The 12,516-nt window shown below is 39.9% G+C and carries 11 protein-coding genes; 10 read left to right on the top strand and 1 reads right to left on the bottom strand.

What is annotated here, in order from left to right:
- Window positions 1-23: 23 nt before the first annotated feature.
- Together Q6A92_RS04925 and Q6A92_RS20230 are read left to right on the top strand one after the other, a co-directional pair.
- The gene (locus tag Q6A92_RS04925; protein WP_332237252.1) at window positions 24-1,319 is read left to right on the top strand and encodes an arsenic transporter; all 1,296 of its coding nucleotides are present in this window, start codon (window positions 24-26) and stop codon (window positions 1,317-1,319) included.
- A 943-nt stretch (window positions 1,320-2,262) separates the two neighbouring features.
- The gene (locus Q6A92_RS20230) at window positions 2,263-2,403 is read left to right on the top strand and encodes a DUF6431 domain-containing protein (protein WP_443029687.1); all 141 of its coding nucleotides are present in this window, start codon (window positions 2,263-2,265) and stop codon (window positions 2,401-2,403) included.
- Window positions 2,404-3,117: 714 nt separating this feature from the next.
- Here the strand turns inward: Q6A92_RS20230 and Q6A92_RS04930 are convergent.
- On the bottom strand, window positions 3,118-3,783 hold the full coding sequence (locus tag Q6A92_RS04930; RefSeq protein WP_274402171.1) for an MgtC/SapB family protein: 666 nt from the start codon (window positions 3,781-3,783) through the stop codon (window positions 3,118-3,120).
- Window positions 3,784-4,104: 321 nt separating this feature from the next.
- Here Q6A92_RS04930 and Q6A92_RS04935 point away from each other — a divergent pair, with 321 nt between their 5' ends.
- The 8 genes from Q6A92_RS04935 to Q6A92_RS04970 all read left to right on the top strand — a co-directional run bounded on the left by Q6A92_RS04935 (window position 4,105) and on the right by Q6A92_RS04970 (window position 12,492).
- The gene (locus Q6A92_RS04935; protein ID WP_274402170.1) at window positions 4,105-4,563 is read left to right on the top strand and encodes a MarR family winged helix-turn-helix transcriptional regulator; all 459 of its coding nucleotides are present in this window, start codon (window positions 4,105-4,107) and stop codon (window positions 4,561-4,563) included.
- 210 nt (window positions 4,564-4,773) lie between these two features.
- On the top strand, window positions 4,774-4,977 hold the full coding sequence (locus tag Q6A92_RS04940) for a hypothetical protein (protein ID WP_274402168.1): 204 nt from the start codon (window positions 4,774-4,776) through the stop codon (window positions 4,975-4,977).
- Window positions 4,978-5,027: 50 nt separating this feature from the next.
- Window positions 5,028-5,183, top strand: a complete 156-nt coding sequence (locus Q6A92_RS04945) for a hypothetical protein (RefSeq protein ID WP_332237253.1) — start codon at window positions 5,028-5,030, stop codon at window positions 5,181-5,183.
- A 498-nt stretch (window positions 5,184-5,681) separates the two neighbouring features.
- Entirely contained in the window at window positions 5,682-5,852 is a 171-nt protein-coding gene (locus tag Q6A92_RS04950) for a hypothetical protein (protein WP_274402165.1), read from the top strand.
- A gap of 89 nt (window positions 5,853-5,941) precedes the next feature.
- A complete protein-coding gene (locus tag Q6A92_RS04955) occupies window positions 5,942-6,364 on the top strand; it encodes a hypothetical protein (RefSeq protein ID WP_274402164.1) in 423 nt (140 codons plus the stop codon).
- Window positions 6,365-7,616: 1,252 nt separating this feature from the next.
- On the top strand, window positions 7,617-8,609 hold the full coding sequence (locus Q6A92_RS04960) for a LacI family DNA-binding transcriptional regulator (RefSeq protein WP_332237254.1): 993 nt from the start codon (window positions 7,617-7,619) through the stop codon (window positions 8,607-8,609).
- A gap of 820 nt (window positions 8,610-9,429) precedes the next feature.
- Window positions 9,430-10,797, top strand: a complete 1,368-nt coding sequence (gene purB, locus Q6A92_RS04965; RefSeq protein ID WP_332237255.1) for an adenylosuccinate lyase — start codon at window positions 9,430-9,432, stop codon at window positions 10,795-10,797.
- Window positions 10,798-11,058: 261 nt separating this feature from the next.
- Window positions 11,059-12,492, top strand: coding sequence for an anion permease (locus tag Q6A92_RS04970; RefSeq protein ID WP_332237256.1), 1,434 nt, complete (start codon window positions 11,059-11,061; stop codon window positions 12,490-12,492).
- The last annotated feature ends 24 nt before the right edge of the window (window positions 12,493-12,516 follow it).

Below are 12,516 nucleotides of genomic sequence, written 5' to 3' on the forward strand. Positions count from 1 at the left end.
ATAAGTAGAAAAGGGGAAGTGGCATGTCTGCGGTTTTTGCAATCATTGTCTTTTTACTGACACTGACGCTGGTGATCTGGCAGCCGAGAAATCTGTCGATCGGCTGGTCGGCCTGCGGCGGTGCCGTGCTTGCTTTACTGGTTGGGGTCGTTCACCTGAATGACGTCTGGACCGTGGCCGGGATCATTTGGAACGCGACTCTGTCTTTTGTGGCGATCATCATTATTTCATTAATTCTCGACCGCATCGGCTTTTTTGAATGGGCCGCCTTACATATGGCGCGATTAGCCAAAGGCCACGGTATTCGCATGTTTATCTTTATTTCTATATTGGGCGCTTTCATCTCTGCCCTGTTTGCCAACGATGGCGGAGCATTGATTCTGACCCCCATTGTTCTGGCCATGGTCCGGGCGCTGAAATTCGACGAACGACACGTTTTTCCTTTCGTCATTGCCTGCGGCTTCATCGCCGATACGACGTCGCTTCCGCTCGTTGTCAGTAACCTGGTGAATATTGTCTCGGCTGATTTCTTCGGGATCACGTTCAGCCGTTACGCCTTGAACATGTTCCTGCCCACCGTTTTTTCACTGATTGCCAGTGTCACGGTTCTGTATCTCTATTTTCGAAAGGACTGGCCGCATCAATACGCAATGTCTGATCTGAAAAATCCTGCTTTCGCATTGAAAGATATCCGTATGTTTCATCTCTCCTGGTTCGTCCTGATCATCCTGGTTGCCGGGTATTTTGTCAGCAGTCTGTTTAAAATTCCGGTATCCTTTATCGCGCTTACGATCGCCTTTATCTTTCTTGTCCTTGGCAGCCGGAGCCCGGCTATCCAGACGACAGCCATCCTGAAGAGCGCCCCATGGGCAATCGTCTTCTTTTCTTTGGGCATGTACGTGGTGGTTTATGGCCTAAGAAATGCGGGAATTATCCAGTTGCTTGCCTATGTGATTGAGGAAGGGACAAAAGGCGGACTCTTCGCCGGAACGCTGATGATGGGCTTTGTTTCTGCTGTTCTTTCAGCTCTGATGAACAATATGCCGACGGTGATGATTAATGCCCTCTCGATCGATGCCACTCCGATGACGGGTCTGATGCGCCGGGCACTGGTATATGCGAACGTGGTCGGCGCCGACCTCGGTCCAAAGATGACCCCGATCGGCTCGCTAGCGACACTTTTGTGGCTGCATGTACTGTCCGAAAAGGGCGTCAAAATCAGGTGGGGGCAGTATTTTAAAATCGGTGTTGTTATTACCCTGCCTGTTCTGGTGATCACCTTGATGGGTGTTTATCTTTCTGTACTGCTGTTTGCTTGAATCGGATCAAAAACTTTTTAATAAAAATGGCCGGCTCATCGCGAGTCGGCCATTTTTATCCGTAATAATCGAGTTTCTAAGTGAATCACATCATACTAAAATTCATCAGGCATTTGCGCAATCCTTTCTAATTCAATCTTCCTCAATCCATATTTTTTTGCCAACCTGTAGAATGATTTTACTTTTTCAATTTAGGTACACTCTAAGTAGTCGTCTTTTAATGACTGTTCAATTAATAATTTACTTTATCTTAATTTCAGTACGGGGCGCGGAGGGACTTTGTCATTCATACCACCTGAGGCTAAGGATTATTAAGTTCTCAAGCAATTTCTCTTTTGAGGGGTAGATGGAGGGGGGGCGAAATGGCCTGAAACCATTGATAAATAAGCGCTCACCCCTTTAAATTCGACTCCCACTGTCGGAATGACCTAATCAGTTTGCTTGGTTTGTCGGTTCAGCGGTATTTATCCATAAATAACCGTCACCTGTACAGCGGATGGCGGTTATTTGATACCTATATATAAAATGGGTAAATACTCTACTTTATTTCATTAATTACGTATAATGTGCTACTAATTTAAAAATTACAAATAAGGAAGATATTCATTTAAATTGATTTATGTTCTTTTAATGAAACCTCATTAGTAGTTAATTGGTGATGTTTCTCAATAGCCTGACTAAAATGCATATTGGACTTATTACGATTCTTTTATATGTAAATGGATCAAAGAAAGGGGATCCTTGTTAAAAACCTTTTTATCTTTGATTCACTGTCTTCTTTTATATAATTCTTATTATGGGCTAATAATTAATTGTCATTGCACAGGAAAAAAATCTTTCTCTTGACTAGGCATACATAATCTGTAATTTATTTATCTTTTATTTTTAAAACGTTTTTTTAGAAACATCTTTAAAGTTTCGTGGATATGTAATGCAATAATTCATGTATGGAAAGGTCCCTTGTCCATGTTGTGGAGGAAAACTCGAAGTCATCGGGAGCCGGTTGAGAAAATACATAAGAGACACAGGGGAAGAAAAGACCGCCCTACGGATTCGGCGTCTTCAGTGTGTGGACTGTCATTAGATTCACCATGAACTTCCTGATTTTTTTTCTACCTTATAAACGTTATGAAGCCCGTTATTTTGAAAAAGCCATTCGTCTTCCAGTGAGAATGATATCGCGGCGGATAACGCTACTTTGTTTGGTGGAACCGTTGGTTTTTTGCTTTGATTGATTACTGGGTGGCGTGTCTTCGCTCCATCGCCCTTCGCTTTCAACTGGATTTGTCCTCGGTGGATTCGGCGTCCATGGATTCACTGACCGTACTCGGAAAAATTGGACGCTGGGTGAATAAATGCCCCTGGATTGCTGTCCCGATGACGCAGATTGGCAGAAGGCCTTCAAAACGGATATGCAAAAGTATTATTCACTATTCTTTAAACGCCACCTCACGAATCAGGAAATTTCGACGTTAGCTACACAGTAACCTCGTGTGCTTTCAGCATCTTTGCGTCGAAAATTGCGGCTTTACAGTTGTTAGATGTGCGATTCATGCCGGGAAGCTATCTCTGTCTTCTCTGGCAATGATGTATCTAGATAAAAGAGTTCTGTTGCTAAAACCGTTACCGCTGGATACTTCCACTCTTGAGCTTGCCGATGGTGATATTTTTCCCTGCATAGTACGAGGGGCTAAGTGAGGGCAACAGGCGGGGCAAACCATTGCTTAAAATGGCTGTTCCGCCTGTTGCTTTAAACTGTCGAGGATTTCGCCCGGGAAGCCAATTTGATTGTCGGCACCTATTCTACATTTTCTAGTATAATATCGTCTATATTCTGAATTTGGATAATCCTTGTGTTTGCAATGTTCTTTTTATGTTTTATTTTAACGATTAGAGTGGCTTCGTAGATGACATTTTCATCTTTATCTCTGCTTTTTTCCTTCACGGCATAGTTTAAAATCGTGTCTTGATCAAACAAAGTCAACACTTGATTCAGTGGCTCTTTGCTTTTTGACAAAATTTTAAAATAGATGGCATTGCTTCTCAGTGATTTGAAAAAAATGTTCGATAGTTCCAGCCCGATGAGCGTCAGAACTGTTGCTCCAATCCCGACCCAGTACATACCTGCGCCAATGGTCAATCCGATACCGGCAGTCGTCCAGATGCCTGCAGCCGTTGTTAGACCATGGACAAATTTTTTCTGAACAATAATCGTTCCGGCGCCGATAAAGCCGATACCGCTAACTACCTGGGCAGCAACACGGCTTGGATCAAGGACGACATCTTTTTCATGAATAATATATTGAAAGCCATATTGGGAAACGACCATAATTAATGCACTTCCAAGCGAAACAAGAAAATGTGTCCGGATGCCAGCATCTTTTGAGCGGATTTCCCTGTCAATTCCGATAAGTGCTCCGAGAATACCAGCAACACCCAAGCGGAGAATAAATTCCAAATCCAAAGTGACATCACCTTCCGTTTTAACCTTAAATTTATCATAATACTTTTCACTATTATAAATGATAAAATGATAGTACTGTTAATAATCTTTATAAATATCCGGGGGTGGATAGGTTCCCATAAGTGAACGAGAATACAGAACATGGCGGCAGACCAATCGTTTGTAACTCTTATTAGGTAGAGGTAGATCTGTCTGACGCTGAATCTTCGTTTTCGCCTGCATTCAATTTTTGCGCAGAGCTGCGACATTACAGATGAATCTCCTACCAACGGAGATGCAAAATAAAAACGGGAAAAGACAGAAAAAAATGGTGTTGAGCCTTTGACAGCGGTTGAGGAACTGGGCACGGCCCTTCAGATCCGTCCCGCGTCCATCGGTGAACTGGTGACCAAACTGGAAAATGGCGGTTTTGCTGAACGACGCGGTGCTGAGCAGGACAGGCGTATCATTGAGATCTACCTGACAGAAAAAGGCCGTGAAACCGCTCAAAATATTATAAAAAACCAACAGCAAACTTATGATGAATGGTTCCCCGGTCTGACCAGCGAAGAAAAACAACAGCTTCTTGCTCTGCTGATCAAGTTGACGAAAAACCTGGAGAAATCTTTTGCAAAAGAAGGCGAACTGGACGATTTTACAAAAGATTTTGGCTGGGGAGCGATGGGCAGCAATGATCCGCGATTTTTCGATGAAAGCTCTTTTGACGGTTCGGAAAGAAAGGATTTTCCTTTCGGAGGCCGTCACAGGCATGGCGGTTTTGATTTTCCCAGACGTAAATAAAACTGTACCGAAAAAAAGTTGTCTAAATGAAACAGTAAAAGCCGCAGAATGATTAATTTAGAAGACGCTTCTTTTGAAAAGCGTCCTGCACATGTCCATCCCATGATTTTGAGCATGCGTAGGACTTTTTTAATATAAAGATACTTTTTCCGTTTATTGAGTATCTATAGTTCAATCGCACATAAAACAAAATCATAAGGAGAAGAAGTAATGGCAAACGTATTATTTATTAATATCGCTGTGAAGGGATTTTATGAAGGGTGTCGACGGTTCAGAGGTTCAGAAAAAGGAAATGCAGCGATCGCGCGGCTTGATTCGAAATACACGCTGCTGGCTTGCGAGCTGGAAGAACTTTATTCCATTAAAATGCCAAGGCATTTCCTGGGACTGAACTACCACACAAAGAATCTTTGAATTTTGTGGACACTTCTGAATACTTTTTATCGGAAGAAGAGTGAAAGAGAATGGATAACTCCTATATTTTTGTCGGGTCCGGCTCCTATCATTGCCTGGAAGACACAAAGGACTTTTCACTGATTTTCGAGACATTTCGGGATACGCCGTACACCGTCGTGATGGCGGTGCACAACATGGGTCTGTCAAACCTGAGTGTTCTGTAGAGTTTTATTATTCGTGATTATGTCTTGCAGACGAAACTGCTTCAATACACAGGTGTCCATTACACACAACGGTCTCAACAGCAAGAATGACCTGATCATGGCAGAGGTTCTTTTTGTCTCTGTTCCTTTTGGTGTAGGTTAACCGGATTTGGCAAAACGTTGCAGTAGAACTTGGAGCCTGCATTGCGTTAGATCAACTAAACGGTTCTAAAGGAGCAATTGCTGCATGCAGCCAAGCAAGCCGACGAGAAATCAAGTTATTGTAAAAGCTTTAAAAAGATTTGGGACTCCTCCTATAGAGAATGATTACAAAAGGGTTCAGACAAAATTTTCAAGCTAAAGCCGCAGAATTCTTTAAAAACTGACATATCACACCAAGATGCTGATGGATGACCTTCATCTTAAAAATCAATTGAATACTCGGTTATAGTAAAGTCCCCTGAAATTGGATTTTGATTGGCCAACTTCAGGGGACAATTTATAAAAGAAAGGGCGTTTTTGATTGAGATGCTAATTTTTGTATTAAACATGGACAATGAAGACTTCAACGCTTTCCTTGATGTGGCAATCGGCGTGCATGGTCCTTTTAGTGATAATGCCAATCTCTATATGAAGGCGCTTGCCCGAACGCTCAAAGAGGCCGGAGTGTCTCTGCCGACGGGAAACTGAACTCTGATCGTTGTCTTTCTACCAAAGCAAAGGGTAAAAACATCAACCCGGCTTGCCAGGCACGACCAACTGGAAAGGATGAATCTGAAATGGACAAGAATTTTGAAGAAGCAATCAGGGATCGTTTACAGAATGGTTTTAAAAACTGGAACGGTGGTTATGACGCATGGCTAAAATGGTGTAACACTCTGTACGAGCCGGATGCCCATTACAATGTCTATGGTCCAAAATGGACTCTCCAGCAGTATAAAGACGCCATGGGAAACCTGTTCGAGGTTTTTGACATGGAGCTGGGTGAATCTTACAACATGCTTATCGTGGGCGACTGGGCTGCAATTCGCTACAAAGTACGCATCACAAACAAGACGACCGGCGAGAAGATCAATCAGATGACAATGGAATTCGTGAACTTCAAAGATAACCCAGATCCGATTGGTGCTAGAGTTATCGAGGGCTGTCGGATGTTCAGATCAAACCTCAATAAACGGTTGCGCAGTAATGGAAAGGTATGATCACAGAATGGTGTTTTAAAGTTGACAAGGTAGGGTCTTTCCCGAGTTTATAATCTGGCTTAGAAAATGAGCATAATTTCTTTGTTAATTTTCAGGTGAGAAAAAAACGTTCGTTGGTAAAGTCGCATCTGACAGTCAAGCTGCATTAGATGTAACGGACATTTTCTAAGGCAACCCCCTGTAAGCAATTGTTAAGGAAAATCCAAATGAATGTAGAATAGAACAGAGTTAACAATATTCTATTTTATTCACAGCAGTAAACTGGAAAAGCAGCCGAAGGATCAAATGAGTCCGTGAAAGTTTTTCTCAAAAAAATATTTTGCGCAGCATGTCTAAAAATGCTGTAATATTTAGAGGAAAATTTAAGATATCGACTTTCACCGTCGAAGTGGTCTAGTCGGTTTGGCCGACGGTATTTACCCATAAAAATAACCGTCATCTGCACAGTAGATGGCGGTTATTTGACGTCTATTTATAGATGGGTAAACACTCCTGTTCATTTCAATAATCATAAAGACAGTGCTACTGATTTTTAAATCATTAGCTATAAGAGCGCTCAGGTTATGGTGTAAAATGGTTTAAAGTAAACGGTAAATGGGTATTGTGAAATATCAAACTTTTAAAGCAGTGGAGTTATAAGAAAAAAATTGGGGGTTATAAATATGAACCTGGAGAGAAAACAGGATTCAATCAGCTAAAAAAGGAACGAATCCCATGGTTTTAGCAGAAATGAAGAGTGGATACGTGGCAATCGAAGATACTCAATTTTTACCAGGATATTGTGTGCTGCTCCCTAAGAGATAAGCGTCAGCCCCCACCTTGAAAAAAGTGAGGGCTGACGCTTATATTATTTATGCTTTTGTGAATAGTCAGTATTCATGGAATCGTTTCAGACCATGGAAGAAATGAATTCACAGCTTCTTCTGTGACTCTGCCGAGGTTTAGAAGTTGTTCAAAGAGATAGGATAGGTAATGAAAAGGGCGAAGCCCGTTTCATTTGGCCGTTTCAATCACACTGTACACAATCGTACTTGCCGTGCCAATCCTATTTGGATTTTATAATTCGTACAATTATCATTGACTGCTATGACCCAATCCTTGCAGAGACGATGCAAAGCTATTCTAAAGATGATAAAATTAAAATAATTGCACGTTCTTTAAAGAAGTTTGTACCTGTTTAGAAGCATATAATAGGACATTTAACAATAATTAGGTAAGAAATCTAATGCTGATAGGATGGAGCGTTTATCACATGGTAACGTTAAAAAAAATAGCAAAATTAACGGGCGTTCATCCTTCCACTGTTTCAAGGACGATCAACAATGACCCTGATTTGAAAATAAGATCAGATACACGGGCCCGTATTTTAAAGGCAGCTAAAGAATTGAATTATCATCCTAATGTCGCAGCAAGAAATTTAAAAAAAGGAGAAACAAAAACTTTAGGGTTAGTTATATCTGATTTTTATAATCCTGTTATCGCGAGTATTATTCATGGTGCAGAAATACGTGCATCAAAGGAGGGCTATAATCTTCTTGTTTGCGGTCCCGGACAGAATCAGTCAAAAACCATTTCTTCTTTTATCGACAAGTCATATGATGGTCTGTTGATCTCAAATTCATGTTTAGAGGATTCATATATTCTAGACCTAGTTAATAAAAAAATACCATTAGTACTCATTAATCGTAAAGTCCCTAACATGAACAATTTTGTAATAGTAGACGATTTATATGGAGCAATGTTGGGCGTCAAATATTTAGCGGAATACGGTCATAAACGAATAGCACATATATCTGGACCATTATATACTACCACAGGTATAGAACGGCTCCAAGGATATAGAAAGGCTATAAAGGAATGTAACATTGAATTTAACTCTGAATATGTTCAAGAGAGTGACTATTCTATAGAAGGCGGCTACGCCGCTATGAAAAAACTTTTACTGCTATCTCAGCGTCCGACAGCCGTCTTTGCAGCAAGTATTTTAATATCATTAGGAGCTATGAAAGCTATACGTGAGTCGGGTTTGTCCATTCCAAAGGATATATCTTTAGTTGGATATCATGATGTTTTTTTTGCAGATACATTGAATCCTCCTTTGACTACAGTTAAAATGCCTCTAGAAGAAATGGGAGACCAAGCAATTGGAAAATTAATAGCAATGTTAAGAAAAAAGGATACTGGAAAGGGAATTATTGTTCCTGGGGGCTCTATTATTTCTCGGGAAAGCGTAGCTAAAATATAGGAATCAAATGATTATTTGCATGTTGAAAGATTTAATGTGTTTTCCAAATCGTAAAAATATATTTTTTGATTTTGAATTTGTACTTTAAGTGCAACACCTGGAACCGGAAAGTACTCACCTGCGAGAGCTGAAGTAGGGTTCGCTAAGTCGAGAACGGTGTCACCGTCACCAGCTATTGATCCATCTTGATGCGCGTTTAAAATCGGATCATAGCAGGTGGCAGATCAGCTATGCGACCATTTATCGAGGGATTGAGTAACATCGTTTGGATGAAGAGAGCTAGCAGCTCGGCTTTGCACACAAATTGCGTCACCGTGGCAAAGCGGAAGTAGTGAAAACATCAATGGACTTTTGCGAGAATATTTCCCTTAAGGTCAAGACTTAAAGCAGTTTACTGATTCAGATGTCATGTGTCTCGTCGATGAATCGACGATCACAAATGTTTGGGCTGAAAAACTCCATTTTAGGCTTTTTTGGCTAGGTGTACATTTAGTTTGACAAATCAAGATGCCTAAAAATATATGTGTATAAATTTCCGAATTTTTGCATTTCTACTAAATAGGCCTTTGTAAACTTATAATGCTTGAGAACGATAAAGTAAAACGTTTGCCTTATAAGATATAGACAGTTATTAATTTCGTTTCTATTTAGGTACAAATCTTGTTAGCCTTGTGCCACATAAATTTTTTCATAAATAATTCAAAAAATAAATATAGAGTATTATTGCAACGAAAGCGATTTAAATATACAATAAATAAGCAAACGTTTGCGTTATATTTAAGCTATATGATTAAACAAACGATTTACTGGAGGGGTTTAAATGGCTTCAAATGTTATTGACTCAGAATTGTACAGGGGTATTTATGTATCGGAAGAAATGAGAAAAGTATTTTCCGATGAATCACTCTTACAAAAATGGTTGGATTGTTGGGTAGCGTTGGGAAAAGCTGAAGGAGATATTGGTGTTATTCCAAAAGCTGCGGCAGAAGAGATTGCCAAAAAAGCTGATTATAGAAATTTGGAAATGAAGACAATTCGTGAAGGTATTGTTGATACGACTCATCCATTAATCACTCAAATTAGAGAATTTACAAAAGTAGTTGGCGGTGAAGCGGGAGGATATATTCATTGGGGCGCGACGACTCAGGATATTATGGATAGTGCAGTCGTTCTTCAAATGAAAGAAGCACAGCAAATTCTTTTGAACCAATTATATAAATTTTTAAGAACGCTACTCAGACTTTCTCAGGAACATAAAGAAACGATTATGCCTGGAAGAACACATGGGCAACATGCCTTACCTGTAACCTTAGGTTATAAAATCGCGGTTTGGGCAGATGAGATTGGTAAGCATATTGAGAGACTAAAAGAAGGGGAAAAACGTTATCTGGTTGGATCATTCAGCGGTGCAGCAGGTACGCTTGCTTCAATAGGGGAACATGGACTGGATGTGCAAAAACTTTACTGTGAAAATTTAGGACTTGACCAACCAACCATTACATGGCATGTACAAAGAGACGGTTTTGCGGAATTTTCCAGCATTATTGCAATGATATCCGGGACTGTCGGAAAAATAGCAAATGAGATAATAAATTTGCAAAGATCTGAAATAGGTGAAATAGAAGAAGGATTTAAAATGGGCCAAGTGGGCAGCAGCACAATGCCACACAAGAGAAATCCGATGATATGCGAATATGTAGTCGGCCTGACTAGGCTTGTTCAAAGAAATGCATCACTAGGCTTTGATGGAATGATTCAAGAACACGAGAGAGACATGACCTTTTGGACAACAGAATGGGCATATATTCCGGAAATTTGTATACTGACCAGTGGTGAAATACAGCAAATGCAAAATATTTTAGAAAGACTAATTATACACAAAGAAAATATGGAGAAAAATTTAAATTTACTTCAAGGTTTGATTGTATCCGAAAATCTTATGCTTGCTCTTGGGCGACACGTTGGACGACAAGTGGCACATGAAATGGTCTATAAAGTTTCAATGAAGGCATTTGAAGAAAAGAGACCATTACTAGACGTTACATTTGAAGACAAGGATATTATGGCTCAAATGAATGAAAAAGAAGTGAGAGAGCATCTGCATCCTAAAAATTATATTGGTCTATGTGTCCAATTCGTTGAACGAGTAAGCGAAAAGTGGCATTCCTACGCTGAAAATAAAGGTTGACACTGATTAAAAATCAAAATTAGAAAAATGATTGAGGAAACACTTTTATTAGCTAATTCTTATTGAATACAATTAATTCTATGAATAAGCAAAAAGTGTTTTCTCAACCCATATTTTACTATTCTTCATAGTGGAGAATAGATACACAAATATATATTACCACACATTGATTGTTCTTATGCTCATTCAGACAAATAATTATATTCTATTATTTGTCAAAATATTCGTAATTTAATAATCGCTCGGAAAGGGGATCATTCAATGTCTTCTGCTGGATATACCACAAGAAGTGAAGTTAAAATCCTCCAGTTATTAATTACATTAGTCATTGGATGCGGTATTTGGTTTATACCGGCACCCAATGGCTTACATGAGACGGCATGGCACTTGCTTGCTATTTTCGTTGCAACCATTGTCGCATTAATCATTAAGCCACTTCCGATGGGAGCCGTTTCAATCATTGCAATAACAGCTACAATACTAACGAAGACCTTGCCTATTGAAGACGCTTTATCAGGTTTTGCCAATCCGACTATTTGGTTGATCGTTACTGCTTTTTTCATTTCAAGAGGCTTTATAAAAACCGGGCTTGGCAACCGTATTGCTTATGTTTTTGTGCGCCAATTTGGTAAAAAAACGTTGGGACTTTCTTATTCTTTACTCGCAAGTGATTTTATACTCGCCCCGGCAATGCCTAGTGTTACCGCAAGATCCGGCGGGATAATATTCCCAATTATTCGTTCTCTATCCGATACATTTGGTTCCAAGGTTGAAGATGGGACTGAAAGAAAGATGGGTTCTTTTTTGACAACAGTTGCCTTTCAGGGCAGTGCAATAACTTCAGCTATGTTTTTAACGGCAATGGCGGGTAATCCTCTAATTGTTTCACTAGCGAAAAGTATCATCCATGTCAATATAACATGGATGGGATGGTTTTTAGCAGCATTGCTCCCTGGCTTAGTCGCTTTAATTATCATTCCTTTGATTATTTACAAAATATATCCTCCTGAAATAAAACAAACGCCTGAAGCATTTGATCTTGCAAATCAGAAATTAAAAGAAATGGGGGCTTTGAAAAAACAAGAATGGTATATGTTGGGTGTATTTGTGCTGGTTTTATTGTTATGGATTTTTGGAACAAATATAGGAATAGATGCAACCACCACTGGACTGATCGGTCTGAGTGTTCTGCTGCTATCAGGTTGTTTAAACTGGAATGATATAAAGAAAGAACAGGGAGCCTGGGATACTTTAATTTGGTTCTCAGCCTTAGTCATGATGGCGACATATCTAAGTTCGTTAGGTTTTATTCCCTGGTTTAGCAGAATAATGGCTGCGGCCGTAAAAGGATTGCCTTGGATAACAGCCTTGATTGTACTCGCTCTTGTTTATTTCTATTCTCATTATCTATTCGCTAGTGCAACTGCGCATATCAGCGCTATGTACTCTGCTTTTCTTGCTGTAGCCCTGTCCGCAGGAGCACCCGGAATGCTTGCTGCCCTGCTTTTAGCGTTTTTCAGTAATGTTTTCTATTGCACTACTCATTACGGAGGTGGACCAGCACCGGTCTTATTTGGGGCAGGTTATGTCACTCAGAAGAAGTGGTGGTCCATAGGTTTTCTTATATCCATTGTTCACTTAATAATTTGGATTATAATTGGCGGCCTATGGTGGAAAATTATCGGTCTCTGGTAATAGAGTAAAAGATTATGATTCAAC

The sequence above is a fragment of the Sporolactobacillus sp. KGMB 08714 genome (assembly GCF_036598985.1).
In the GTDB taxonomy this organism is placed as follows: domain Bacteria; phylum Bacillota; class Bacilli; order Bacillales; family Sporolactobacillaceae; genus Sporolactobacillus.

Coding starts and splice junctions, on each gene's coding strand:
- Q6A92_RS04925 (WP_332237252.1), top strand. CDS start 24: ATGTCTGCGGTTTTTGCAATCATTGTCTTTTTACTGACACTGACGCTG.
- Q6A92_RS20230 (WP_443029687.1), top strand. CDS start 2,263: ATGTATGGAAAGGTCCCTTGTCCATGTTGTGGAGGAAAACTCGAAGTC.
- Q6A92_RS04940 (WP_274402168.1), top strand. CDS start 4,774: ATGGCAAACGTATTATTTATTAATATCGCTGTGAAGGGATTTTATGAA.
- Q6A92_RS04945 (WP_332237253.1), top strand. CDS start 5,028: ATGGATAACTCCTATATTTTTGTCGGGTCCGGCTCCTATCATTGCCTG.
- Q6A92_RS04955 (WP_274402164.1), top strand. CDS start 5,942: ATGGACAAGAATTTTGAAGAAGCAATCAGGGATCGTTTACAGAATGGT.
- Q6A92_RS04960 (WP_332237254.1), top strand. CDS start 7,617: ATGGTAACGTTAAAAAAAATAGCAAAATTAACGGGCGTTCATCCTTCC.
- purB (WP_332237255.1), top strand. CDS start 9,430: ATGGCTTCAAATGTTATTGACTCAGAATTGTACAGGGGTATTTATGTA.
- Q6A92_RS04970 (WP_332237256.1), top strand. CDS start 11,059: ATGTCTTCTGCTGGATATACCACAAGAAGTGAAGTTAAAATCCTCCAG.